General features: G+C 70.1%; 15 protein-coding genes and 1 pseudogene. 12 read left to right on the top strand and 4 right to left on the bottom strand.

All coding sequences use genetic code 11. From position 1 onward, the window contains the following. Positions 1-8: 8 nt before the first annotated feature. Positions 9-500, bottom strand: a complete 492-nt coding sequence (locus BKK80_RS26205) for an Rrf2 family transcriptional regulator (protein ID WP_071020606.1) — start codon at positions 498-500, stop codon at positions 9-11. Between the two features lie 335 nt (positions 501-835). Between BKK80_RS26205 and bcsD the strand changes: the two genes are divergently transcribed. The 10 genes and pseudogenes from bcsD to BKK80_RS26160 all read left to right on the top strand — a co-directional run bounded on the left by bcsD (position 836) and on the right by BKK80_RS26160 (position 17,293). Further along, entirely contained in the window at positions 836-1,291 is a 456-nt protein-coding gene (bcsD, locus tag BKK80_RS26200) for a cellulose biosynthesis protein BcsD (protein WP_083384558.1), read from the top strand. Between the two features lie 77 nt (positions 1,292-1,368). Beyond that, positions 1,369-1,473 (top strand): annotated as a pseudogene (gene bcsR / locus BKK80_RS38025) (BcsR/BcsP family cellulose biosynthesis protein); the annotation flags it as partial. Between the two features lie 236 nt (positions 1,474-1,709). Continuing rightward, complete coding sequence (locus BKK80_RS37560; RefSeq protein ID WP_236903968.1) at positions 1,710-2,087, top strand: hypothetical protein; 378 nt, start codon at positions 1,710-1,712, stop codon at positions 2,085-2,087. Then, positions 2,084-2,860, top strand: a complete 777-nt coding sequence (gene bcsQ / locus BKK80_RS26190; RefSeq protein ID WP_071020616.1) for a cellulose biosynthesis protein BcsQ — start codon at positions 2,084-2,086, stop codon at positions 2,858-2,860. The genes BKK80_RS37560 and bcsQ overlap by 4 nt, the downstream gene beginning before the upstream one ends. Further along, entirely contained in the window at positions 2,857-5,085 is a 2,229-nt protein-coding gene (gene bcsA, locus BKK80_RS26185) for a UDP-forming cellulose synthase catalytic subunit (RefSeq protein WP_084545764.1), read from the top strand. Before bcsQ ends, bcsA begins: the two co-directional genes overlap by 4 nt. Before the next feature lie 67 nt (positions 5,086-5,152). Next, positions 5,153-7,489 carry a cellulose biosynthesis cyclic di-GMP-binding regulatory protein BcsB gene (bcsB, locus tag BKK80_RS26180; protein WP_071039862.1) on the top strand — a complete coding sequence of 779 codons (2,337 nt, stop codon included), beginning with the start codon at positions 5,153-5,155 and terminating at the stop codon, positions 7,487-7,489. Continuing rightward, positions 7,489-8,784 (top strand): endoglucanase, encoded by a 1,296-nt coding sequence (locus tag BKK80_RS26175; protein ID WP_071071897.1) that lies wholly within the window; start codon positions 7,489-7,491, stop codon positions 8,782-8,784. Before bcsB ends, BKK80_RS26175 begins: the two co-directional genes overlap by 1 nt. Next, positions 8,760-13,160, top strand: a complete 4,401-nt coding sequence (locus BKK80_RS26170; RefSeq protein WP_236903966.1) for a cellulose biosynthesis protein BcsC — start codon at positions 8,760-8,762, stop codon at positions 13,158-13,160. The genes BKK80_RS26175 and BKK80_RS26170 overlap by 25 nt, the downstream gene beginning before the upstream one ends. A gap of 283 nt (positions 13,161-13,443) precedes the next feature. Then, positions 13,444-15,534, top strand: coding sequence for a ParB/Srx family N-terminal domain-containing protein (locus BKK80_RS26165; protein ID WP_071071893.1), 2,091 nt, complete (start codon positions 13,444-13,446; stop codon positions 15,532-15,534). Positions 15,535-15,883: 349 nt separating this feature from the next. Then, on the top strand, positions 15,884-17,293 hold the full coding sequence (locus BKK80_RS26160; protein WP_071022655.1) for a DUF2252 domain-containing protein: 1,410 nt from the start codon (positions 15,884-15,886) through the stop codon (positions 17,291-17,293). Positions 17,294-17,324: 31 nt separating this feature from the next. Here BKK80_RS26160 and BKK80_RS26155 read toward each other — a convergent pair whose 3' ends face one another. Then, on the bottom strand, positions 17,325-18,962 hold the full coding sequence (locus BKK80_RS26155) for a sensor histidine kinase (protein ID WP_084545763.1): 1,638 nt from the start codon (positions 18,960-18,962) through the stop codon (positions 17,325-17,327). A gap of 80 nt (positions 18,963-19,042) precedes the next feature. On the opposite strand from BKK80_RS26155, the gene BKK80_RS26150 reads away from it, so the two are divergent. After that, positions 19,043-19,648 (top strand): response regulator transcription factor, encoded by a 606-nt coding sequence (locus BKK80_RS26150; RefSeq protein ID WP_071020632.1) that lies wholly within the window; start codon positions 19,043-19,045, stop codon positions 19,646-19,648. Positions 19,649-19,715: 67 nt separating this feature from the next. Here BKK80_RS26150 and BKK80_RS26145 read toward each other — a convergent pair whose 3' ends face one another. Next, positions 19,716-22,886 carry an efflux RND transporter permease subunit gene (locus tag BKK80_RS26145; RefSeq protein ID WP_071020635.1) on the bottom strand — a complete coding sequence of 1,057 codons (3,171 nt, stop codon included), beginning with the start codon at positions 22,884-22,886 and terminating at the stop codon, positions 19,716-19,718. A 64-nt stretch (positions 22,887-22,950) separates the two neighbouring features. After that, positions 22,951-24,159 (bottom strand): efflux RND transporter periplasmic adaptor subunit, encoded by a 1,209-nt coding sequence (locus BKK80_RS26140; protein WP_071022658.1) that lies wholly within the window; start codon positions 24,157-24,159, stop codon positions 22,951-22,953. A 165-nt stretch (positions 24,160-24,324) separates the two neighbouring features. On the opposite strand from BKK80_RS26140, the gene BKK80_RS26135 reads away from it, so the two are divergent. Further along, positions 24,325-25,872 (top strand): efflux transporter outer membrane subunit, encoded by a 1,548-nt coding sequence (locus BKK80_RS26135; protein ID WP_083384564.1) that lies wholly within the window; start codon positions 24,325-24,327, stop codon positions 25,870-25,872. Positions 25,873-25,878 lie beyond the last annotated feature (6 nt).

The following is a 25,878-nucleotide window of genomic DNA, read 5'->3' as shown; positions in this document are numbered from 1 at the left end:
CGCCCCGTTCAGGGCTCGCCGCCAGGCATGCGCCGCGCCGGCCTGGCAGGCAGGGGCACGGACACGCCCGCCCCGGACAGCAAGCGCACCAATGGCGCCGGACGGGCGACCAGGTCTTGCAGGGTATAGCGGTCCAGCACATCGAAATAGGCCAGCAAGGCATCGGCCAGCACGCCGCGCAAACCGCAGACCTGGGTGATCACGCAGGCGCTCTCGCCGGACTGGAAGCACTCGACCAGGCCGAAATCCGGCTCCGTGGCACGGATCACATCCCCGATCCGGATCTGCGCGGCGGGCCGCCCGAGCCGGATGCCCCCCGCGCGCCCGCGCACGGTGTGCAGGAAACCGGCCTGCCCGAGTCGCTGGACGATCTTGATCAGGTGGTTCTTCGGAATGGAAAAGGCGTCCGCGACCTGCTGGATGGTCACCAGCCCGTCCGGGTGGACCGCCACGAAGATCAGCGTGCGCAGGCTGTAGTCAGTGTAGTCCGTGAGTCTCATGGGATCGGGGCAAGACAGCGACGAGCCAGTCTAACATCGCTTCTGGATGCATCTTATCGCCCTCTGGCCCGGCTTCGGAGATAATCCGCACACCCTGCCTGGGAGTATCGGAGGCCCGCCCGACAAGGGACCGGACAAGCGCCGAAGGGGCGCGATCCTATCAGAGCAATCCGGCGGTTTTCCTCACCATTTCGGGGGGTTGTTGTGAGAAAGGGACAATGTTACCCATCGGAATAAAGTGCAGTCAAAGCAATTGCTTCGGTACCGTAAAAGGCATGAAAATGTAACAGGAAATCAATAACAGCGATCTGCAGATCAAAATAGGAAATTACGGGGTGACTTTGTCCACGCTTCAATATCTGACGGAACGCCATTGCTCCTCGCAATGGCGTGATGTGCTTGGCGCTTTTGCATCCGAGCTGGCCGATACGCTGGATGTCGCGAGCCTGCGCGAACTGATGCGCCGGGTCGGCGCGCGGTTCGCCGAGCGCTTCGACCTGGGCCGCTGCGACACCGTCGCCGACCTGGAGCAGGCCCTCACGCAGGTGTGGTTGCGCATCGACTGGGGCTGGACCCGGATCGAGGACAACGGCGAAACGCTGACCATCCACCACCATTGCGCCCCGCTCAGGACGGCGCTTGGCGAGTCGGCCGATGCGTGGTCACCGGGCTTCCTCGAAGGCGCCTACCAGCATTGGTTCCGCGTCCTCGGCTCCTCCGACGCATTGGCCCTGACGCAGGTGACGCAGATCGACGCCACTGGCACAGTCGCCTTCCGTTTCGGGCGCTGAATGGACCGGGCCTCCGGCGGCGGCGCCCGGCACGAGCTTGCCGCGCCGCACCGGAATCTATCGACCAGCCAAAGACCATGAGCCAGTCCGACGACCTGACAAAATTGTTCAAGCGGTTCGGTGGCGACACCACCTCCTACCGCGAAATCGTCCGCAGCGAGGGTGCGCAGCAAGCACGCGCGCGCTGGCCGCTGCTGTCTGCCGTCCAGGCGGATCGGCCCGACGAAGTGCCGCCGGTATCCCCCGGCGAGCTGGCGGGCGCCATGCTGCGGCAGCCGCCGGCGCCGGCGCAGCCGGAGTTGCCTCCGGCACCCCCCCCCAGGCACCACTGCCGCCCTCCCACTTCGCCCCGACGCGGCCGCCGCTGCCGGTGCGCACGGCCGGCCTGCCGCCGGCCGGTGCGCCATTGCTGCAGCCCATGCCGGCAATCCCGGCAGCGCCCGCGGCACCGGTCGCCCACCCGGGCCTGCAAGGCATGCCGGCGTCCAGCGCCGCACAGCCCACACAGCCCGCCGCCCCCTCGGCAACCCCGGCAGCGGCCAGGCTGACGCTCAAGCAAAGGCTGGCTGGCGCAACCGTGCCGCCGCCGCCCGCGCCGGCACCGGCGCGGGCCTATGTCGCGCCCCCGGCCCAGTTCGCCTCCGCCGTGGCCGCCGCATCGGCCAATGCCGCCAGCCAGGCGTCCGGCACCGAGCTCACCCGGGTGTTCGCGCGCCTGGAAGGCCGCAGCGCGGATCCGGACGCCGAGCGGGCACAGTTGCGCCGCTCCCTTCTCGACCGGTTGAAGCGCCCATGAAGGTCGTCGCTGTAGTGTCGGCCAAGGGGGGCGTCGGCAAGACCACCCTTTCCGCCAATCTCGCCCAGGCCCTGGCACAGGTGGGCCAACGCGTGTTCGCCATCGACCTCGACCCGCAGAACGCGCTGCGCCTGCATTTCGGCATGCCGCCCGAGCTGATCGACGGCCATGCGCGTGCCACGCTGGCCGGCCAGCCCTGGCACGAAAGCGTGTTCCGGGGCCGCTCGACGGTGCAGGTGCTGCCCTTCGGCGCGCTCAACGAAGCGGACCGCTCGAGCTTCGAGCAGCGGCTTGCCGGCGAGCCCGCCTGGCTGCGTTCGCACCTGGAGCTGCTGGGACTGCCGGGCCGCGACGACGTGGTCATCATCGATACCCCGCCCGGCCCCTCCCCGTATATGCGGCAGGCGCTGTCCTGCGCGCAGGTGTGCGTGGTCGTGACGCTGGCCGACGCGGCCTCGTATGCCACGCTGCCGCTGATGGAAGACCTGATCCAGACCTACTGCGAGGGACGGCCGGACTATCTGGGCCATGCCGTGGTGGTCAACCAGGTCGATGTCAGCCGCCAGCTGGGCAAGGATGTGCTGCAGGTGCTGCGCCAGCAGTTCGGCGACCGCCTGCTGGGCGTGGTCCATCGCGACGAAGCCGTGGCGGAAGCGCTGGCCTTCGACCGCAGCGTATTGGAATACAACCCCAACAGCCAGGCCACCCAGGACCTGCTGCGCTGCGCCGGCTGGCTGCGCCAGGCGCTGGGCCTGCACGGAGTCGAAGCATGAAGCGCCAGCCCTCCTCTCCCGCAGCCGCCACCGCGGCACCCCGCGCCGGCTGGTTCGATCGCCTGTCCTCGCGCGTGCGGGGCTTCGGCAACACCTTTGTCGGCCTGCCGCTGTGGAACCACCCGGGAGCACGCGTGGCTGCCCTTGTGGTCGCGCTGTTCCTGTTCCTGCTGGTGGTGACGGTGCCGCTGGACTTCTGGCAGCAGGTCGGCTTCGCCGCCGCCTGTTTCGCCATGGCGGTGTGGCTGAACCGGATCCACGGGCGGCTGGCTACGCTGATCCTGGTGGTACTGTCCATGTCGGCGTCCAGCCGCTACATGTACTGGCGCCTGACCGAGACGATGAGCTTCACCAACTGGACCGACGTCGCCTTCGGCACCGGCCTGGTACTGGCCGAGCTGTATGCCTTCGCGGTGCTGATGCTGGGCTATTTCCAGACCGCCTGGCCGCTCAAGCGCAAACCGGTGCCGATGCCCGATGACACCTCGACCTGGCCGACGGTGGACGTCTTCATCCCGACCTACAACGAGCCGCTCTCGGTGGTGAAGCCGACCGTGTTCGCCGCCATGTCGCTCGACTGGCCCGCCGACAAGATCCGCGTGTTCGTGCTGGACGACGGCCGCCGCGAGGAATTCCGCGCCTTCTGCGAGAAGGTCGGCGTCGCGCACCTGACCCGCGACAACAACCGCCACGCCAAGGCGGGCAATATCAATGAGGCGCTCAAGAAGACCGACGGCGAGTTCGTCGCCATCTTTGACTGCGACCACATCCCGACGCGCTCCTTCCTGCAGATCTGCACCGGCTGGTTCCTCAAGGACCGCAAGCTCGCCATGCTGCAGACGCCCCACTATTTCTTCTCGCCGGACCCGTTCGAGAAGAACCTGCGCACCTTCCAGCAGGTGCCCAACGAGGGTGAGCTGTTCTACGGCCTGGTCCAGGACGGCAACGACTTGTGGGATGCCACATTCTTCTGCGGCTCGTGCGCCATCATCCGGCGCGCCCCGCTGCTCGAAGTGGGCGGCATCGCCGTGGAGACGGTGACCGAGGATGCCCACACCGCGCTCAAGCTGCACCGCAAGGGGTATGGCACCGCCTACCTGGCCATTCCCCAGGCGGCCGGCCTGGCCACCGAAAGCCTGTCGGGCCATGTGGGCCAGCGCATCCGCTGGGCGCGCGGCATGGCGCAGATCTGCCGGCTGGACAACCCGCTGTTCGGTCCCGGGCTGTCGCTGCCGCAGCGCCTGTGCTACCTGAACGCGATGCTGCACTTCTTCTACGGGCTGCCGCGCCTGGTCTTCCTCACCGCGCCGCTGGCCTACCTGCTGTTCGGCGCGCACGTGATCCAGGCCTCGGCGCTGACCATCGCCATCTTCGCGCTGCCCCACCTGCTGCACGCCAATATGACCAACTCGCGCGTGCAGGGCCAGTTCCGCCATTCCTTCTGGAACGAGGTCTACGAGTCGGTGCTGGCCTGGTACATCATGCGCCCGACCCTGGTCGCCTTCCTCAACCCCGCCGCGGGCAAGTTCAACGTGACACCGAAGGGCGGCGTGATCGAGGAAGCCTACTTCGACTGGGAAATCTCGCGCCCCTACCTCATCATGCTGCTGCTGAACCTGCTGGGGCTGGCGGTGGGCGTGATGCGCCTGTTCGTCTGGCAGGAGGTCGAGACCACCACGGTGGTGCTGAACCTGATCTGGACGGTGTACAACCTGATCATCCTGGGCGCTTCGATCGCGGTGGCCACCGAGACGCGCCAGATCCGCGAATCGCACCGCGTGGCGATGCGCCTGCCGGCCGCGCTGCGCCTGGCCGACGGCAATACCATCGTCTGCGAGACCAGCGACTTCGCCGAAGGCGGCCTCGGCCTCAAGCTGCCGCCCGGCTGCGAGCTGAAGAAGGGCGACGCGGTCACCGTGTCGCTCTACCTGCAGGAGGACGAGCATGCCTTCACCGGCAAGGTGGTGTTCCACGGGCGCAGCCATACCGGCCTCGCGCTCGACGAGATGACGCCGCGCCAGGAGATGGAATTCGTGCAGTGCACGTTCGCCCGCGCCGACGCCTGGATCGACTCATGGGGCCGCAAGCGCCCCGACGCGCCGCGGCTGGCGGCACGGCAGATCATGCGCATCGGCGTGATGGGATTCCAGAACGTGATGTTCCACCTCGGTCGGGAGATGCGCCGCTTGCTGCGCCGGCCCGCACCGCAGGCGCGCGCGCGCTGACGGCCCCGGCCCGCCGCGGCCGGCCCCCAAGAACAACGGAATTCAGGAACAAGAAGAGACAGCCTTGATGACGATTCGACGCCCATCCGACGCGCACGCGCAACGACGCGCGCGGCCCGCCCGCCTGAGCGCCTTGCTGGCACTGGCCCTGCTGGCCGCGGCCCCTGCCGGCGCCCAGCGCCAGGCCGCCACCGTGCCCGCCGCCTCGCGCCAATCGCCGCTCCCGGCCGATGGCACGGCCCAGCCCGCGGGGCCGCGCGCCGGCACGCAACAGGTCAATTTCACGCTGAAGCAGCTGGGCGCGGACAACCCCTTCCAGCTGCGCGGCGTCGACGGCGTCAACGGCGTGCCCTTCTCGGTGCGCGCCGACCAGGTGGTCACCGGCGCCCGCCTCAAGCTGCGCTACACCTATTCCCCGGCGCTGATCCCCGCGCTGTCGCATATCAACGTGATCGTCAACGGCGAAGTCGCCGCGGCGCTGCCGGTGCCCAAGGAACAGGCGGGCACGACGATCGAGCGCGAGATCACCATCGAGCCGCAGCTGATCACCGAGTTCAACCGGCTCAACCTGCAGTTGATCGGCCACTACACCACCGACTGCGAGGACCCCTTCCACAGCAGCCTGTGGGCCACCGTCAGCAATGCCAGCGTGCTGGAACTGACGGTCACCTCGCTGGGCATGGCCAATGACCTGGCGCTGCTGCCGCTGCCTTTCTTCGACCGGCGTGACGTGCGCCGGCTGACCTTGCCCTTCGTCTTCGCCGGCGCGCCATCGACCACCACGCTGGAAGCCGCCGGTGCGGTGTCCTCGTGGTTCGGCGCCCTGGCCGGCTATCGCGGCGCTTCTTTCCCGGCGGCGCTGAACCAGGTGCCCGCCAGCGGCAACGCGGTGGTCTTCGCCACCGCCGACGAACGCCCCGCCGGCGTCGCACTGCCGCCGGTGTCGGGCCCGACGGTGGCCATCGTGCCCAATCCGGGCGATGCGAACGGCAAGCTGCTGCTGGTGATGGGCCGCGACAGCGCCGAGCTGAAGAAAGCCGCCCAGGGGCTGGCGCTGGGCGCGCGCGCGCTGTCCGGCAGCACCGCCACGATCACCCAGATCGACCAGATCGCCCCGCGCCAACCCTATGACGCGCCCAACTGGCTGCGCACCGACCGCCCGGTGCGCTTCGGCGAACTGGCCAACACGCGCGACCTGAACGTTTCCGGCTACAACCCGGACCTGGTGCGCGTCAACCTGCGGCTGCCGCCCGACCTGTTCGACTGGCGCGGGCACGGCGTGCCGATCGCGCTGAAGTACCGTTACACGCCGCGCCCGGTGCTGGACAAGTCCACGCTCAACGTCAACGTCGGCGGCCGCTTCCTGCGCGCCTTCCCGCTGCGCGCCGTCAAGGACCAGCAGGGCCGCGTCACGCAGCTGCTGGAGCGCGCGCTGCCCGACGGCTCGATCCCCGAAACGGCCAATATCAAGCTGCCGCTGTTCCAGCTGCCGGCGCAGACACAGCTGCAGTTCCACTACTACTACGACTATCTCAAGCAGGGCGCCTGCAAGGACGTGCTGATCGACAACGTCAAGGGCGCCATCGATCCGGACTCGACCATCGACGTATCCGGCCTGCCGCACTTCATCGCCCTGCCCGACCTCGCTGTGTTCGGCAACAGCGGCTTCCCCTTCACGCGCCTGGCCGATCTCTCCGAGACGGCCGTGGTGCTGCCGGACAAGCCCGGCGCCGAGGACTATACCGCCTACCTGACCCTGCTCGGCCGCATGGGCGAGTCGACCGGCTACCCCGCCACCGGCGTGACCGTGACAGGTGCCGCCCAGGTGCAGAGCGTGGCCTCGCGCGACCTGCTGGTGGTAGGCACGCCGCAGAACCAGCCGCTGCTCAGCCGCTGGGCCGACAGCATGCCGGTCGGGATGGGCGCCAACGAAGGGCGTTTCACGCTGACCTCGGTCTACTCGACGCTGCTGGACTGGTGGAACGGCGCCGAGCTGTCGCGCGACCGGCGCGTCGCCGCGCGCCTGTCGGTCAGCGCCAGCGGTACCCAGGCGGCGCTGGCCGGCTTCGAATCGCCGCTGCAGAGCGGCCGCAGCGTGGTCGCCGTGATCGGCAACACGCCGCAGGGGCTGCAGGCGATGACCGATGCCCTGCTGACGCCGGAACAGCTCGCCCAGGTGCAAGGCAGCCTGGCGGTGCTGCGCGGCAAGACCATCGACAGCCTGGCGGCGCAGCAGAACTATTACGTCGGCCGCCTGCCGCCGTGGACCTATGCACACTGGTGGCTGTCCAAGCGGCCCTACGCGCTGGTGCTGATGATCGGGCTGGCGGCCCTGCTGCTGGGCGCCATGCTGTACCTGACGCTGCGCGCACGTGCCGCCATGCGGCATGGAGGCAAGGGCTGATGCGGCACGCTGCGTTCGCCGCGCGGCGGCGCCTGCTCGGCTGGCTGGGCTCGCTCGGCGCCGCGCCGCTGCTCGGCGCGCTGCCGCGGCCGGCGCAGGCTGCCGCTCAGGTTGCCCCCCAGGCCTGCGACTGGCCGCTGTACCGCCAGTTCCTCGCCCGCCTGGTGCAGGACGACGGCCGCGTCATCGATCCGTCCACGCCCGAGCAGCACAGCACCTCGGAGGGGCAGTCCTACGGCATGGTGTTCGCACTGATCGCCAACGACCGCGCCACCTTCGACCGCCTGTGGCAATGGAGCGTGGCCAACCTGGGCGCCGGCGATCTCGCCACCAGGCTGCCGGCCTGGCGCTGGGGCCGCCGCAGCGACGGCTCCTGGGGCGTGATCGATGCCAACTCCGCCTCCGACGCCGACCTGTGGTTCGCCTACGCGCTGCTGGAAGGCGCGCGCCTGTGGAAACAACCCCGCTACGCCACGGCCGCGCGCGCCCTGCTCAAGCAGGTGGCGGCGCAGGAGGTCGGCAGCCTGCCCGGCTTCGGCACCATGCTGCTGCCGGGACCGCAAGGCTTCATGACAGGCGGCCCGAAGCCGGCGGACAAGGCCGAAGCTGCCTCGGCCGCGAAGGATGACGGCAAGGGCGGCGCCAGGAGCGACGCCAAGAGCGACGCACCGCGCCAGTGGCGCCTCAATGCCAGCTACCTGCCGGTGCCGGTGCTGAGGCGCCTGGCTGCCGCCGACGGTGCCGGGCCATGGGCCACGCTGGCCGTGCAGGCCGGGCGCTTCATCACGGCGGTGGCCCGGCGGGGCATCGTGCCCGACTGGTCCGCCTATGCCAGCCCGGGCGGCTTCGGCACCGATGCGGTCAAGGGCGACGTCAGCAGCTACGACGCCATCCGCGTCTACCTGTGGTCCGGCATGACACCGCGCGCCGACGCGGCCGGCCGTGCCATCCGGCAGGCTCTGGCGCCCCACGCCCAGCGCATGGCCGGGCTCGCCGCGCCGCCCGAGCGCATGCACGCCGACAGCGGCGCGCTCGAGGGCGAGGGCCCGCTCGGCTTCTCCGCGGCGCTGCTGCCCTTCCTGGCCGCGGCCGGCTCGTCCGGCCTGGCAGCGCAGCGCAGCCGTGCCCAGGGACTGGCCGACCCGGTGCACCAGCAGCGCGCGCCGGCAACCTATTACGACACCGTGCTCGGACTGTTCGGCCTCGGCTATGACGAAGGCCGCTACCGGTTCGCGCCCTCGGGACAACTAGAACTGCAGTGGGAAAAAGCATGTCGAAGCGCAGCAGCGAAGTGAGGCGGATGAGCAGCCGGCGGCAGGCCGGCGCCGGCACGGCGGGTGGCCAGGCGCGGCCGGCCGCGCGCTCGCTGCTGCTCGGCCTGATGGCCATGTGGAGCGTCAGCGCCGCGGCCCAGGAGGATCCAGTCAAGCTGCTGACCGACCAGGGCAAGTTCTGGCAGGCACGCGGGCGCAGCGACCGCGCCATCGAAGCCTGGCAGAAGATCCTGCGCCTGGACCCGAACCAGCCCGATGCGCTGTACGGCATGGGCGTCGCCGAACTCGAAGCCGGCCGGGCCGACAGCGCGCGCACCTATCTCGACCGGCTGCGCAAGGCCAAGCCGGACTCGCCGCTGGCCGGGCGCCTCGACCAGGCCATCCGCAACGGCGGCAGCGCCGGCACGCGCCAGCAGGTCGAGCAGGCGCGCCAGCTGGCGCGCGCCGGCCAGTCCGAAGAGGCCGTCAAGCGCTACCAGCAGGCTGCCGGCGGCGCCGCGCCGCAAGGCGACCTGGCGCTGGAGTACTACCAGACGCTCGGCGGCACCGCGCAAGGCTGGGAACAGGCGCGCAAGGGCCTGGAGCAACTGGTGCGCGACAACCCCGGCGATGTGCGCGCGCAGCTCGCGCTCGCACAGCACCTGACCTATCGCGAGAACACGCGCCGCGAGGGCATCCGCCAGCTCGAAGCCTTGTCCAAGCGCTCCGACGTCGGCACCCAGGCCAGCGAAAGCTGGCGCCGCGCCCTGACCTGGCTGGGCGGCCGCCCGGCCGACGCACCGCTGTTCCAGACCTGGCTCGCCACCCATCCCGACGACACCGCGGTGCGCGCCAAGCTCGACGCGATCGCGCGCGCGCAGCAGCAGGCGGCCCGCGCCGAAGCGCCGAGCGCCGACCCGGTGCGCAAGGTGGTCCAGGAAGGATTCCGCGCGCTCGACGCCGGCAACCTGGAAGGCGCCGACACGGCCTTCCGCAACGCCCTGTCCCAGCGTCCCGGCGACGCCGACGCGCTCGGCGGCATGGGTGTGCTGCGCCTGAAGCAGGAGAAGTTCGCCGAGGCCGCCGACTTCTTCGAGCAGGCCGAGCGGCGCGGCGCCGGCGCGCGCTACCGCAGCGCGCACAACAGCGCGGACTACTGGATGCTGATGGAGCAGGCCAACGCCGCGCGCGACGCCGGCAACCGCGCCGAGGCCCGCAAGCTGCTGGAGCGCGCCACCAAGCTCGACGCCAACCAGCCGGCGGCCCAGGTGGCGCTGGCCGATGTGCTCGCCACCGATGGCCAGTACGCCGCGGCCGAGGCCGGCTACCGCCGCGTGCTGCGCCAGCAGCCCGACAACCCCGATGCGACGCGCGGCCTGGTCGACGTGCTGGCGGCGCAGAACAAGAACGCCGAAGCCTTGGCCGTGGTGGAGCGGCTGACGCCGCAGCAGCAGGACAAGGTCGGCTCGCTGGGCAAGCTGCGCGCCGAACAGGCGCGTATCCAGGCCCGCGAAGCCCTGGCCCGCGGCGACACGGCGGCCGCGCGCCGTGCCATGGAAGACGCCATGGCGGCCGACCCGACCGACCCCTGGGTGCGGCTCGAAGTGGCACGCGCCTACGTCGCCATGGGCCAGCCCGAGCAGGCGCGCGGGGTCATGGACGGCCTGCTGATGTCCAATCCCGACCAGCCCGATGTGCTCTTCGCCAGCGCGCTGCTGGCCGCCGAGACCGGGCGCTGGCAGAGCGGCCTCGATGCGCTGGAGCGCATCCCGCCGCAGAACCGCACGCGCGAGATGGGCAATCTGCAGCGCCGGCTGTGGGTGCACGCCGAAGCCGAGCGTGCCGCCGGCCTGGCCGCCGCCGGCCAGCCGGCCGCGGCGCTGAACGTGCTGCAGCAGGCCGAACGCTATGCCCAGCGCGATGCCGACCAGCTCGGCGCGCTGGCGCTGGCCTATGCCGACGCGGGCGACGAGACCCACGCGCTGATGCTGATGCGCTCCGTGATCGGGCGCACCGCCAAGCCCGATGTCGGCGTGCAACTGCAGTACGCCGCCATCCTGCTCAAGACCAAGCAGGACGTCGAACTGGCCGGCCTGCTGCGCCAGCTCCTCAACGCTCCGATGAACGCGCCGCAGCGGCGCGACTACGACTCGCTGCGCGTGGCCTACATCGTGCGCCAGGCCGACCAGCTGACCGAGGCCAATGACCTGGTGGCGGCCTACGACACGCTGGCGCCGGCGCTGTCCGAACGGCCGGGCGATGCCGCGGTGCGCGGCAGCCTGGCACGCATGTATGCCAAGGCCGGCGAAGGCCAGAAGGCGCTGACGCTGTACGAGGGCCTGATCGAGAAGGACCCGCGCAACCTCGACCTGCTGCTGTCGGCAGTAGGCGCGGCCGGCGCCGCCAAGGAATTCAGCCGCGGCGAAGCCATCCTGCAGATGGCGCTGGCGCAGGCACCCAAGTCGCCGCGCGTGCTGACCGAGGCCGGCCGCTTCTACCGTACCGAAGGCAAGCCGACCAAGGCCATGGATTATTTCCGCGCCGCCGTGGCGGCCGAGAATGCCGCGGCCGCGCAGGCCGGCGCCGCCATGCCGGGCCTGGCGCCGACGCGCCCCGGCTCGGGCTTCGACCGCGTGCCGGGCAACCCCTTCGTCGGCCTGCCCGGGCAGCGCGGCACCTCGCAGCTGCCGGTACCGGGCTCGAACGCACCCTATGCGCCGATGCCGGCGCCGGTGGCCGCGCAAGCGGTGATGCAGCCAGCCTCGCTGCCGGCTGCACCGCCCGCCTACGCGCAGCAGGGTTACGGCCAGCCCTACATCCCCGTGCCGCAGCAGCAGGCTGCCCAGCAGGCCATGCAGGCACCGGGCGCCTACTACCCGGCCGCTGGCGCCGGCACCCGCGCAACCACAGCGAGCCGCAGCACAGGCAACACACGCAATACGCGTGCCGCCGCGGCGCCGGCTGTGGCGCCGGCTGTGGCGCCGGCTGTGGCGCCGGCTGTGGCGCCGGTTACAGCGGGCTATGCCGCAGGCTATGCGGCCGCTCCCGCCGCGGCGCCGCTGCCGGCCAACGCCTCCCCCGCCCAGGCCTATGCCGCCGCGGTGGCGGCGCCCCAGCCCGTGGCCGTGCCCGCGCGCCAGCCGCTCGGCGCCCAGTCGCGCCTGCCCTGGCTGTCCGACAACGACAGCCAGGAAGCGGACACCAATACGCCGCGCACCGCGCAGCAGGAACTGCAGGACCTCCAGGCGCAGCGCAGCCCGATGCTGGCTGGCGGGCCGATGCTGCGCGGCCGCAGCGGCGACTCCGGCATGAGCCAGATGATGGAGACGCAGGTGGTGGCGGAAGGCAGGATGCCGGCGGGCAACGGCAAGCTGGTGGCGCGCGTGACGCCGGTGACCATCGATGCCGGCTCGGTCGGCACCGACTACAACTCGGCCTACCGCTTCGGCGCCGGCCCGCTGGTGGCGCGCTCCGGCGCCTCGGCCGGCAACCAGAGCGCCTTCGGCGCGGCGGTGGGCGTAGCCTATGAGTCGGAGCGCATCAATGCCGACGTGGGCTCGACCCCGCTGGGCTTCCAGTACGCCGACGTCAATGCCGGCGTCAAGGTCAACCTGCCGGTCACGCAGCGCACCACGCTGTCGCTGGCGGCGTCGCGGCGCCCGGTCACCGACAGCGTGCTGTCCTACTCCGGCGCGCAGGATACCCGTGCCGGCCTGCGCTGGGGCGGCGTGATGAACAGCAGCGGGCGTGCCGACCTGGGCTGGGACGACGGCACCCTGGGCATCTACGGCTACGGCGGCTACGGCCTGCTGACCGGCCACGACGTGGCGCGCAACACCCGCTGGGAAGGTGGCGGCGGTTTCTACATCCGCCTGCTCGACACACCCGAGCAACGCTGGATGGGCGGCATCAACTTCACCTCGATGGGCTATGCCGACAACCTGCGCTACTTCACCTTCGGCCAGGGCGGCTACTTCAGCCCCCAGCGCTATTTCGCCGTGACGCTGCCGATGTCGCTGTCCGGCCGCAGCGGCAAGATCGCGTACCACATCCGCGGCGCGCTCGGCGTGCAGTCCTTCTCCGAGAACGACTCCAACTTCTTCCCGACCAATGCGGCGGCGCAGTCCGCCGCCAACAGCGCCGTGGCCAGCGCCAACGCGGCCGGCCTGACCAACGCCACCAGCGCGGTCTACCCAGGCCAGTCCAAGACCGGCCTGGCGTACAACCTGGTCGGTTCGATGGAGTACCAGGCCAGCCAGCAGATGTACGTCGGCGGCCTGTTCGGCATCGACAATGCGCGCGACTACCGGCAGTGGTACGCCGGCGTCTACCTGCGCTACGCGCTGCAGCGCCAGACCGGCCCGCTGCAGTTCCCGCCGGCGGCGCCGCAATCTGCGGTCGGCCCGCTGCCCTTCTAAGGCAAGGCAGCACCCGGGGCCGCCGGGGCGGGGCACGGCCTGGACCGCGCCCCGCCCCGGCTCGCTTCGCCGAGCCTCTCCCCCTGCCGCATCACCTCGCCTTGCGGTCCGGCGCCGGCACGCCAGCGGCCGCAAGGCGCGCCATACGCCCCCTGCTTGTCCTCTCGACAACGCATTCTGTAACACCACCGTCATCTTCCTGCCATAGATTTGCACACCGTCCGCCTGCATCCGGCGTCACATGCGCCGGCGCGGATCATCGAAAAAAGGAACGGGGAAGAACATGAAGGGGCATTCGAGGACCATCGCCTGCGGCCTGGCGGCCGCGCTGATCGCCGGCTGCGGCGGTGGCGACGACGCTGCGCCGGTCGCCGGCAGCGGCGGCAATGGCGGCAGCAACGGGGGCGGCACGCCCGGCACCAGCACGCCCGCGGCGGTGGCGCCGCTGGCCGGCGGCCAGCTCTATGTGGGCGCGATCGGCTTCGGCGATACGGTTTCGGTCGAACTCGGCCAGCCCGCCGCCGGCAAGCTGACACTGCGCTTCCTCGACTCGCAGTTCGGCCTGGCCGGCAGCCTGGTCGCCGATTACGCGGCCGCCGGCAACGGCTACCGTGCCGGCCAGTTCACGGCCGGTGCCGGCGCGCCCGCCGCGCTGGCCCAGGCCGCCGCCGCGGTCACCTTCACCTTCACCCTGCAGGATGGCGTGCTGTCGGGCGCCCTGGGCCAGGTCCCCAACGTCGCCGCCGGCGACGGCAGCCTGCTGCAAGGCCATCTCAGCGCCGCCAACCGCGGCGCCCAGCTCGCCGACATCGCCGGCACCTACAACTTCCTGCGCCAGGCCGGCACCCTCGCCGCCGCCGGCCAGCTGCGCATCGGCAGCGACGGCGCCGTGCGCTACTGCCCGGGCCAGGCCTATGCCGACGCTTGCAGCGGCGGCGAGAGCGGCAAGCTGGCCGCCGACGCGGACCAGGCGCGCTACCCCGGCGCCTTTGCCCTGTCGCTCTCCGGCAAGGCGGTCGGACGCCTGTTCGTGGCACGCGCCGAAGGCGCCAAGGCAGGACAGGCCACGCTGGTGGTCGACGAAGCCTCGCGCGAGAGCAACGGCACCGCCCGCAACGGCAGCTGGCTGCTGCAAGCCACGCAGGCCTTAGGCACCCAGGCCATCGACGGCGACTGGCTGTGCGCCGAGCCGGAACTCGACAGCGCCGGTGCAACGACCGGCCGCACTGCGCGCAACATCGTCTCCGTCGGCGGCACCACCCTGGCCGCCGACAACCTCGCCGCCGATGTCGCGCTGCGCTACAACGCCGCCGCCGGCGGCAACGCCAATGGCCTGATCGCGGGCAGTTGGCCGCTCACGGTCGACGGGCAGGCCCGGCAAGCTACCCTCGCCCTGCTGCCGGTCAACGCCCGGCTCGCCTACCAGCTGCGCCAGGTCGAGGGCGGCACGCGCCAGTTGATGGGGGTCTGCACGCCGATGCCGGCCGAGGCCGGCAATTCCGCCTACCTTGGTGCCAAGGCCAACGACATCATCAAGGTGACGCTGGGCGACCTGCGCCCGACCCAGCCGGCGATCGGCTACGACCAGATCTACTACAAGCTGGGCCGCTACGCGGCCGACCCCGTCAAGAAATTCGACGACGCCTGCGAGGCCAACGGGCAGAACAAGAGCAAGAGCGCGCCGCTGGCCACCGCCCGCCTGGACGACCTGTCTTCCTTCACCTGCACCAAGGACGTCGGCACCAAGCCCGAGGACATGAAGACGCTGGTGGTGGGCCCCGGCGGCGTGCCCTACCTGACCGATGGCCACCACACCTTCAGCAGCGTGTGGGAAAGCGCGGATGGCGGCAGCAAGGCCAGGATGTGGATCAAGGTGCAGGACAACCTGTCGACCCTGAGCCGCGGCGCCTTCTTCCGCACGCTGCGCGCCCGCAAGCTGGTGTGGCTCAAGGATGCCGACAACCGCGCCATCACGCCGGTCCAGCTGCCGGCCGGCCTGGGCTTCGGCAACGGCCTGGGCAATGACCGCTACCGCTCCCTGGTCTATTTCACGCGCGACATCGGCTACCAGCAGCTGGCGGGCGCCACCGAGTTCACCGAGTTCTACTGGGGCGACTGGCTGCGCCGGCAGGTCAAGCTGTCCGGCTACAACCTGGACGACAACGCCAGCTACCTGTCGGCGGTGCGTGCCGCCGCCACGGCCATGGTGGCGCTGGCGCCGGGCGCGGTGGCCAGCAACGGCAAGACCGCCGCCGAACTGGGCCGGCTCGATGCCTTCAACGAGACCGAGTTCACCGCCCTGTCGCAGCCCGTCGGCAGCGCCAAGCCGGGCAAGCTGCCTTACGCCGTGAGCTATCGTCTCGGCCTGCACTAGCCAGCGCACCGGCGGCCGGCAGGCAGCCGGCAAGCGCGGGCTCCCTCCGCAAGCGGGGCCCGTGCCCCGCCGGGCCGGGCGATCCATTTCCCTGCCCCTCGCGGACCGGCGGGGAGATGCGGGCAGGGAGATGCAAAAGCCCTCTCCACACACGCGCTTGACTGCTATGCTCCTGTCGCATGGACAGAATCCGTCCCGCCGCGGCCGGGGACGCGCGCCACCGCGGCGCCGCGCCTGGCGCCCGCCAGGAGAAAGCGATGCGGTATCCAGCTGCAACCAGGACATTTCCTTCACGCCGGTCCCGCCCCGGACCCGCTGCGTCCGCCTGCGTGACGGAGAGCGGCGCATGATGGCGCAGACCTCGCCGGCAAACCGTGCGGCGGCCGGGCGCGCCGTACGCGAGTACATGAAACGCTCCGCCCACGCCGAGGCCGGCAAGCCCGAGCGTGACGCCATCGCCCTGCTCGAACAGAGCAGCGCGGGTCGCGTGCCCCGCCTGGTACCGCTGCGCTACGGCCGCATGCTGGCCTCGCCCTTCGCCTTCTTCCGCGGCAGCGCCATCCTCCAGGCCCATGATCTCGGCCGCCTGCCCGGCACCGGCATGGCCATGCCGATCTGCGGCGACGCCCACCTGCTGAACTTCGGCGGCTTCGCCACGCCCGAGCGCCAGCTGGTATTCGATCTGAACGACTTCGACGAGGCCGACGAGGGCCCGTGGGAATGGGACCTGAAGCGGCTGGCGGTCAGCTTCATCCTGGCGGCGCGCCACCTGCGCCTGAGCCGCGGCACCGCCGAGGCGATGGTCGAGGCCGTGGTGCGCCAGTACCAGGCGCGCATGCGCCGCTATGCCGAATACAGCGCGCTCGAACTCTGGTACGACCGCATCACCTTCGAGCGCATGCTAGAGACCGCGCTCACCCCCGAGCGGCGCCGCGCGATCCGCCATGGCATGGAACGCGCGGCCACGCGCACGCACGACACCATGCTGGAAAAGATGGCGGAGCTGCGTGACGGCACCTGGACCATCCGCGAGATGCCGCCGGCGATGTTCCACGTGCACGGCGTGAACTCCCTGTTCGACGCCGACGACGGCTGGCTGCGGCTGGACGACTGGCAGGAACTGGCCGGGCAGATGTTCGCGCGCTACCTGAAGACGCTCGCACACGACCGGCGCGCGCTGCTCAGCCACTTCCGCGCGCACGACCTCGCCTTCAAGGTGGTCGGTGTCGGCAGTGTCGGCACGCGCTGCCTGGTGCTGTTGATGACGGACGACCTGGGCAAGCCCATGTTCCTGCAGATCAAGGAAGCCAGCCCGTCGGTGATCCGGCGCAGCCTGTCGGGCAAGGCGGCGGCCCACGAGGGACAGCGGGTGGTGCTCGGCCAGCGCGTGCTGCAGGCGGCCAGCGACATCTTCCTCGGCTGGTCGACCGGGCCGACCGGACGGCATTTCTACTTCCGCCAGCTGCGCGACATGAAGCTGTCGGCAGACATCGAGCTGTTCGATCTCGACGTGCTGGAAGGCTACGCCAACCTGTGCGGCTGGAGCCTGGCGCGCGCCCACGCCAAGGCGGGCGGCAAGGCCATCGAGATCGCCGCCTACATGGGCCGCAGCGACCGCTTCGTCGAGGCCCTGCTGAAATATGCCGCGAGCTATGCCGACCAGGTCGAGCGCGATTACGACGCCTTTGCCGCCGCGTGCCGCTCAGGGCGGCTGGAGGCGCGCACCGACGAGGACATGATCGCCGACTTCCGCGTCTGAGAGCCGCGCGCCGGCGGCCCGCCCCGCGCGGCTACGGCATGCGGCGCGGCGGCGCCACGCGCGGCAGCACCACGGTGAAACGCGATCCGTGCCCCTCGCGGCTGTCCACCGCTACCTCGCCATGGTGCAGGTCGACCACCAGCTTGACCAGGTAGAGCCCGACGCCCGCGCCCACGGTGCCGGCCACGTTGGCGCCGCGCACATAGCGCTCGAACAGGTGGGCCACATCGTTCTCCGGGATGCCGATACCCTGGTCCTCGACCGACACGGCGAGGGCGTCCTTGCGGCTCTCGATGGCAATCCGCACCGGCGACCGCGCCGGCGAGTACTTGACCGCGTTGCCGACCAGGTTGCTGAAGGCCTGGAACAGCAGGCGCGGATCGCCATGCACGTACTCGGCGGCGGCGGCGTCGAAGGCCTCTTCCAGCTGCGCGCTGGGCGAGCTGTCGCGATGCATCTCGCAGACCTCATGCAGCAGCTGCGGCAAGGCGAAGTCTTCGCTCTGCGGTGCCGCCATGGCCACGCTGTCCATCAGCTGCGACGAATCCAGCAGGCGGTCGATCAGGCTGGTCATGCGCTGCACGGCTCCGCGGATCTTGCCGCAGCGCTCCGCCAGCGCCTCGGCCGAGAGCGGCTCGCGCATGCGCAGCAGGCGCTGCGCATGGCCGTCGATCACATTCAGGGGCGTGCGGAATTCGTGTGATGCCATCGAGACGAAATTGCGCTGCAGCTCGGCCATGCGGCGCTCGTTGGCCAGGGTCTGCTCCAGCCTGGCGGTCTGCGCCGCCAGCACCGCCTTGCTGCGCTCGAGTTCGCGGGTATTGTCGCGAAAGCGCACCACCGCGCGGGCGATGTCGCCGATCTCGTCCTGGCGCTGGGCGCCGGGAATGTCCACGTCGGGGTCGTTATCCGAGATGCGGTGCATGCGCTCGACCAGGCGCGCGATCGGCGCCGACACCGCGCCGACGATATAGGCCACCGCCGCCACCGCCAGGCACAGCGAGATCAGGATGGCGCCAGCGATCAGCCGGCGTGCTTCCTCGTAGGCCTGTGCCTCGCGTTCGGTGGCCTCGGCCGCCCCCGTCACATTGCGCTCGGTCAGCACCGACAGGGTGCCGTTGGCGGCGCTGAAGGCGCGGCGCGAATCGCCGTGGTATAGCTGGATGGCGCCGGGCATGTCGCCGCTGCGCACCAGCGCGCTGACGCGCAAGGCGGCCTGCCGGTAGGTGGCCCACTCCTGCGTGAACTGCTGGAACAGCGCCAGCTCGGCCGGATCGTGTTCCAGGCGACTGTAGCGCGCCTCGCCGCCCTCCACGATATCGTCCAGGCGGGCGATCTCCTGTTCCGCGGCGTGCAGGTCGGCGCGTGTGCTGGCGATCAGCAGGTCGCCCTCGCTGCCGCGGAAATCCGAGATGTAGTTGTTCAGATCCCCTAGAATACGGTTGCTCTGCAGCCAGCGCCCGCTGATCTGGGCCGAAACGCTGTGGAAGCTCGCCAGCCGGTCGATGCTGAACACGCCCACCCCGGCCACCAGCAACAGGAACAGCACGAACACCAGCGACAGCCGTACCCGGATCGGGCGCAACGCCGGTATGCCCGCGCGCCGGCGCGCCACGGGCCGCTGCGGCTTGGCTGGCGCCGTAACGGACGCCTGACTCGGATGCTTCATAAGATACGCATGATGAAACCTGCCTGCCCGCACCGGGCCGGCGGGCGGGCCGCCCCGGCCCGCCCGCCGCGGAGACTGCCATGAACGCCGCGCGGCGCAAGATCCTCTGCATCGAGGACGATCCCGAGACCGCCGACCTGATCGCGGAAGAACTGGTCGACCGCGGCTTCGCCGTCGACATCGCCCACGACGGCCAGCAAGGCCTGGCCGCCATCCTGCGCGACGCCCCCGACCTGGTGCTCTGCGACGTGAGTATGCCAGTGATGACCGGCTTCGAGTTGCTGGAGCGGGTGACCGCGCTGGCGCCGCGCTTCGCCGACATGCCCTTCATCTTCCTGACCGCGCTGGCCCAGCGCGAGGCGGAATTGAAGGGGCGCCGGCTGGGCGCCGACGACTATGTCACCAAGCCGGTGGACTTCGACATCCTCGCCAGCATCGTCGAGACGCGGCTGGCGCGCGTCGCGCGCCAGCGCCCCGCGCTGCCCGCGGTCCACTTGAGCGAGCGCGAGATCGAGGCCCTGGTGTGGTCCGCGCGCGGCAAGACCTCGGGCGAGATCGCCACCATCCTCGGCCTGTCCAAGCGCACGGTGGACTTCCACATCGACAACGCGCGCGAGAAGCTCGGCGTCGCCACCCGCATCGAGGCGGTGGTCAAGGCCGCCTCGGCCGGCATCATCAAACCCTGAGGATCGGGCTCTGGCGGCGGCAGGCGACGGCGGCCGCGCGCCACCGCCAGGCGCTGCGCACCCGCCGCTACACCCCCGATTCCGCAGCCGCGCCGCCCTCGCCGTCGGGCTGCGCATCCTTGCCGAGGAAGACCATGCGCAGCGCCGGCACGATCACCAGCAGCATGATCGGCCCGACCAGCATGCCGCCCACCACCACCGTCGCCAGCGGCCGCTGCACCTGGCTGCCGATGCCGGTGGAAATGGCCGCCGGGAACAGGCCGATACAGGCCGACAGGGCCGTCATCAGCATCGGCCGCATGCGGTGCTGCGCGGCATGGAACATCGCTCCGCCCGACGGCATGCCCTGGCCGCGCAGGTCGTTGTAGTAGGTGATCATCAGGATGCCGTCCATCACCGAGACGCCGAACAGCGAGACGAAGCCGATCGCCGCCGAGATGCTGAAGTCCAGCCCGGTCAGGAACAGCGCGGCCACGCCCCCGGCGATGGCGAAAGGGATGCCGGCCAGCGCCATCAGGCTGTCGCGCAGCGAGTTGAACAGGCCGTACAGCAGCACCAGGATCATCAGGATGCTGATCGGCACGATCACCTCCAGGCGCTGCTTGGCCTGCTCCAGTTCCTCGAACTCGCCGGCCCAGTCGATGCGATAGCCTTCCGGCAGCTTGACGTTGCGCGCGATGCGCGCCTGCGCCTCGGCCACGGTACCGCCCAGGTCGCGCCCGCGCACGCTGAACTTGACCGGGATGAAGCGCTGGTTGCGCTCGTGGAAGATGTACGAAGCGCCGGTGTCCAGCGTGATGTCGGCCAGTTCGCTCAGCGGGATATAGGCATTGCCGCCGCCCGAGGTCTGGTAGGCCACCTTGAGGTTGCGGATGGCATCGATGTTGTTGCGATACTCCGGCGCCAGGCGCACCGTCAGCGCGAACTGCCGGTCGCCTTCCAGCACGGTGGTCGCCTGCGTGCCGCCCAGCGCCGCCTGGATCACGGTGTTGACGTCCCCGGTGTTCAAGCCGTAGCGCGCCGCCGCGTCGCGGCGGATGCGGATGTTCAGGTTGGGCTGGCCCATCACGCGGAACACACCGAGGTCGGTCACGCCCTTGACCTGCGACATCTCGCGCTCGACCTGGTCGGCCAGGCGCTCCAGCGTGTCGAGATCCCGCCCGACGATCTTGACCGAGTTGGCGCCCTTGACGCCGGACAGCCCTTCCTCGACGTTGTCCTGGATGTACTGCGAGAAGTTCAGCGCGATGCCGGCGAACTCATCGTTGAACTCCTTCTGCACCTGCGCCACCAGTTTTTCTTTGGTCATGCCGGCGGGCCACTGGTCGAACGGCTTCAGCGGCACGAAGAACTCCGCATTGAAGAAGCCCGCGGCATCGCTGCCGTCATCGGGGCGGCCATGCTGGGACACCACCGTGGCCACCTCCGGGTGGCGCAGCAGGATCTGGCGCATGCGCGCCACCGGCTGGACCCCTGCCTCCAGCGAGGCCGTCGGCGGCATGGTCGCGCGGATCCACAGGTTGCCTTCCTCCAGCGCCGGCAGGAACTCGGTCCCCAGGCGCGACATCAGCACGCCGGTCAGCACCAGCACGCAGGCGCCGACGACCACGGCGAAGCGCTTGTTCGACAGCGACCACTTCAGCGTCGGCGCGTAGACGCGGTGGAGCGCACGCACCAGCCAGGTTTCCTTCTCCTCGATGTCCTTGGGCAGCAGGTAGCTGCACAGCACCGGCGTCACGGTGAAGGTGGCGATCAGCGCGCCCAGCAATGCGTAGCCGTAGGTGCGCGCCATCGGGCCGAAGATCTGTCCTTCCACGCCCTGCATGGTGAACAGCGGCACGAAGGCGGCCACCGTGATGGCGGCCGAGAAGAACACGGCCTTGTCGACCTGCAGCGCGCTGACGAAGATCATGCGCATGCGCTCCGGCACGCGCATGCCGAGCACGCGAGCCTCGCGGCTGGCCAGCAGCCGCGCCTGCTCGGCGGCCGGCATCTGCAGGTTGCGGAACACGTTCTCGACCAGGATCACCGAGGAGTCGACGATGATGCCGAAGTCGACCGCCCCCACCGAGAGCAGGTTGGCCGACTCCCCCACCAGCACCAGGATCATGATGCTGAAGAACAGCGCGAAGGGGATATTGACGCTGACGATGATGGCGCTGCGCAGGTCGCCGAGGAAGACCCACTGGATGAAGAACACCAGCAGGCAGCCGAACAGCAGGCTGTGCAGCACGGTGTGCGTGGTCACCGCCACCAGGGAGGATCGGTCGTAGTAGGGATCGATCCTGACGCCCGCCGGCAGCGTGCCGTCGCTGTTGATCTTGTCGATCTCGGCCTTGACGCGGGCCACCACCTCGTTGGTCTGCAGGGTGCGGTTCATCACCACCACGGCCGTCACCACATCATCCTCGTTGTCGCGCCCCGAGCGGCCCAGGCGCGGCGTGAAACCGACCTTGACCCTGGCCACGTCCTTGATCAGCACCGGCACGCCGTTGCTCTGCGTCAGCACGATGTTCTCGATGTCGGACACATCCTGGATCAGGCCGACGCCGCGGATATTGACCGACTGCTGGCCGAAGTTGATGGTGCGCCCGCCGACATTGGCGTTGGCATTGCCCAGCGCGGTGACGATCTGCGGCAGCGTGACGTTGTAGGCCTCCAGCTTGTGCAGGTCGGCATCGACGTCGTATTCCTTGGTGGTGCCGCCCCAGCTCACCACCTGCATCACGCCCGGCACGGTCTTCAGGCGGCGCTGCAGCACCCAGTCCTGCAGCGTGCGCAGGTTGGTCAGGCCGAAGTGCGGCGGCCCCTTGAGCTGGTAGCGGTAGATCTCGCCGACCAGGCTGGAGGACTGGATCTGCGGCTGCACGTTGTTGGGCAGGCTGACGTTCTGCTGCAGCGCCAGCGCCGCCTGCGTGTAGGCGAAGTAGTAGTCGATGCCGTACTTGAACGTCACGCGCACGAAGGACAGGCCGTAGAAGGATGTCGAGCGGATGCTCTCGACGCCGGGCGTGGCCGCCAGCCCGACTTCCATCGGCACCGTGTAGTAGCGCTCCATCTCCTCGGCCGACAGGCCCGGCGCCTGCGCCGTGATCTCCAGGATCACCGGCGCGGGATTGGGATAGGCCTCGATGTTCAGCTTGGAAAAGGCGAACAGGCCGGCGCCGGCGAACACCAGCAGGAACAGCAGGATCAGCGGCCGGCGAGTCAGCGACAGCTTGAGAAGGGCACTCAGCACGGATTTACCTCTTGTTCAGCTCGATGCTCATCGGGTATGGATGGATTCGGTGCGCATCGCCGGCTCAGGTGCCGGACATGGCGGCGGCGTTGCTGATGAAGAGCGCGCCCTCGGTGGCGGCCAGCTCGCCCGGCCGCAGGCCGTCGACGATCTGGATCACGTCGTCCTGCATCAGGCCGATCTTCACCACGCGGCGCGTGAAGCGCTTGCGGTCCGCGGTGACCCAGGCGGTCATGGTGCCGTCCCCTTCCCGCACCACGCCGTCCACCGTCAGCGCGGGCGATCGGATCGGCTCGCCGGTGCGGATCTCGAACGAGGTGAACATGCCGGGGCGCAGTTCGTGGTGCGGATCCTGGATCTCGGAGCGCACCAGCACGCGGTGCGTGCCGGCATCGACGGTGGCACCGATCGAAGTGACCTTGCCGTCGAACACGCGCCCGGGGAAGGCCATCACCTTGACCTTGACCGGCTGGCCGACGCGCAGCAGCGGGCTGTCGGTCTCGGGCACGAAGGCCTGCATCCACATGGTCGACAGGTCGGACACGGTATAAGGCGCGGTGCTGCTGCCCGGCTGCACCAGCAGTCCGGGCTGGGCGTTGCGCGCGGTGACGCGCCCATCGATGGGGCTGGTCACGGTCAGGACGGGATCGGTGCGGCGCTCCTTGATCATGCGGTCCATCTCGGCCTCGCTCTTGCCGAAGATGGCGACCGCATTGCGCGCGGCCTTGTAGGCGGCGTCCGCCGTCTGCTGATCGGCAACGGCCTGGTCCACGTCCTTCTGCGCGTTACCCTGGATCTCCAGCAGCCCGCGCGCGCGCTGCAGCGCGCGCGTGGTGAGCTCGCGCGTGCCGGCCGTGGAGATCAGCGTGGATTCCGCCTGCACCAGGTCGGGACTGTCGATCTCGAACAGGGGCTGGCCCTTGCGCACGTCTTCGCCGATCCTGGCAAACGCGCGCCGGATCCTGCCCTGGTTGGTGGGGAACACCTGGACCGACCGCTCCTCGTTGAAGTCGACGTTGCCGATGGCCTCGCGCCGGTTGGCGAAATCGCGCTCCTCCACCGGGGCCACCTTGACGTGCTGCATCTGCCCCTGGTTGAGCGTGACTTCCTGCGCACCGCGCACGGTCGCGGCCGGCGCCGAAGCGGGCCCGCCCGCAGGCGGGCCGTAGAGGGCTGTCGGCTGCGTGTGCCCGGACAGGCCTAACACCAGTCCTCCCACCACGACAGCGGCGGCCGTCGCCCCGATGGCGGCGGATTTGACATCGATTGGCACGGCGGACCCCCACAGATAGCGCAAATTTGCCCGCATCATGCTTGCACCAATGGGGGGCAGTCTACTGTGAGGAATCACAGGACTGTGACGAATCACAGTATTCGGCCTGCGGGATCGCTCCTAGAATCGCTGCACATTCCAGCCGGACGCCTGCAGGCCGTATCGATGTCTCTCCCCAACCGCACGCCGCAGACCGGGCCATTCCGGTGGCAACGCAGCACCCTGGCCGCCGCCGCCGCGGGCTGTGCGCTGCTCTCGGCCTGCGCCTTCGGCCCGGATTTCAAGACGCCTGCTGCACCGGCCACGGCCGGCTACACGCCGGCCCCGCTGCCGGCGCAGACTGCCGCGGCAGCAACCGTGGGCGGCGAAGCCCAGCGCTTTGTCGCCGGCATGGACATTCCGCGCCAGTGGTGGCAGCTGTTCCAGTCGCCCAAGCTGGACCGCCTGATCGAAGATGCCTTCCAGGCCAGCCCGACGGTGGCCGCGGCGCAAGCGGCACTGAGGCAGGCGCACGAGAACGTGAAGGCACAGCAAGGGGCCTTCTTCCCAACCCTGCAAGCCTCGTACTCGCCCAGCCGCCAGCGCAACGCGGTCGGCACGATCTCGCCGACGCTGACTTCCGGCGACGAATACTTCACCCTCCACACCGCGCAGCTGGCGATCAGCTATGCCCCCGACGTGTTCGGCCTGAACCGCCGCCAGGTCGAATCGCTGCGCGCCAGCGAGGAAGCGCAGCGCTGCCAGGTGGAGGCGACCTACCTGACGCTGGCCTCGAGCCTGGTCGTGGCCGCGATCCAGGAAGCGGGCCTGCGCGCCCAGATCCACGCACAGGAGCGCATCGTCGAGATCAATACCCGCCTGTTCGACAATCTCCAGCGCCAGCAAGGTCTGGGCGCGGCCAGCGGCCTCGACGTCGCGGCGGCGCAGACCCAGCTGGCGCAGGCCGAGCAGGCGCTGCCCACGCTGCGCAAGCAGCTCGCGCTGCAGCGCGACCAGCTTGCCGCCCTGACCGGCAAGCTGCCCGCCGAAGGCCCGGAGGACACCTTCACCTTCGCCGACTTCCAGTTGCCGCGCGAACTCCCTGTCTCGCTGCCGTCGCAACTGGTGCACCAGCGCCCCGACGTGCGTGCCGCCGAAGCCAACCTGCATGCGGCGACCGCGCAGGTCGGCGTGGCGATCGCGAACATGCTGCCCCAGCTGACGCTGACCGGCAGCCTGGGCGGCAGCTCGACCGTGTTCAGCCAGATGTTCAACGACGGCAACGTGTTCTGGAGCCTGGCCGGCAGCGCGACCCAGACACTGTTCGCCGGCGGCACGCTGCTGGCGCGCAAGCGCGCTGCCGATGCCGCCATGGCCCAGGCCGAAGCGCAGTACCGCGAGACCGTGGTGGTTGCCTTCCAGAACGTGGCCGACACCCTGCATGCGCTGGACGCCGACGCGCTGGTGCTGCAGGCGGCCCTGAAGTCCGAACAAGCGGCGAACCGCACGCTCGACATCACCAGCAGGCAACTGGAACTCGGACAGATCAACGTGCTCGCGCTGCTCAACGCCGAACAGGCCTACCAGACCACCGTGCAGGCCACCGTGCAAGCGCGCGCCAGCCGCTTCGCCGATACCGCCGCGCTCTACCTCGCCCTGGGTGGCGGCTGGTGGCACGGCGACACCTCTTCCATCGCCGCCGGAGACAGCGGCGCCAAGACAAGCCAACCATGATTCCAT

Origin of the sequence: Cupriavidus malaysiensis, from assembly GCF_001854325.1 — a bacterium.
Taxonomy (GTDB): domain Bacteria; phylum Pseudomonadota; class Gammaproteobacteria; order Burkholderiales; family Burkholderiaceae; genus Cupriavidus; species Cupriavidus malaysiensis.
Note: the sequence above shows the minus strand (reverse complement) of the source record. Positions and strands in the feature narration are given on the sequence as shown.

Coding starts and splice junctions, on each gene's coding strand:
- BKK80_RS26160 (WP_071022655.1), top strand. CDS start 15,884: ATGGCGCAGACCTCGCCGGCAAACCGTGCGGCGGCCGGGCGCGCCGTA.
- BKK80_RS26175 (WP_071071897.1), top strand. CDS start 7,489: ATGCGGCACGCTGCGTTCGCCGCGCGGCGGCGCCTGCTCGGCTGGCTG.
- BKK80_RS26170 (WP_236903966.1), top strand. CDS start 8,760: ATGTCGAAGCGCAGCAGCGAAGTGAGGCGGATGAGCAGCCGGCGGCAG.
- bcsB (WP_071039862.1), top strand. CDS start 5,153: ATGACGATTCGACGCCCATCCGACGCGCACGCGCAACGACGCGCGCGG.
- BKK80_RS26150 (WP_071020632.1), top strand. CDS start 19,043: ATGAACGCCGCGCGGCGCAAGATCCTCTGCATCGAGGACGATCCCGAG.
- BKK80_RS37560 (WP_236903968.1), top strand. CDS start 1,710: ATGCCGGCAATCCCGGCAGCGCCCGCGGCACCGGTCGCCCACCCGGGC.
- BKK80_RS26205 (WP_071020606.1), bottom strand. CDS start 500: ATGAGACTCACGGACTACACTGACTACAGCCTGCGCACGCTGATCTTC.
- BKK80_RS26135 (WP_083384564.1), top strand. CDS start 24,325: ATGTCTCTCCCCAACCGCACGCCGCAGACCGGGCCATTCCGGTGGCAA.
- bcsQ (WP_071020616.1), top strand. CDS start 2,084: ATGAAGGTCGTCGCTGTAGTGTCGGCCAAGGGGGGCGTCGGCAAGACC.
- BKK80_RS26165 (WP_071071893.1), top strand. CDS start 13,444: ATGAAGGGGCATTCGAGGACCATCGCCTGCGGCCTGGCGGCCGCGCTG.
- BKK80_RS26155 (WP_084545763.1), bottom strand. CDS start 18,962: ATGAAGCATCCGAGTCAGGCGTCCGTTACGGCGCCAGCCAAGCCGCAG.
- bcsA (WP_084545764.1), top strand. CDS start 2,857: ATGAAGCGCCAGCCCTCCTCTCCCGCAGCCGCCACCGCGGCACCCCGC.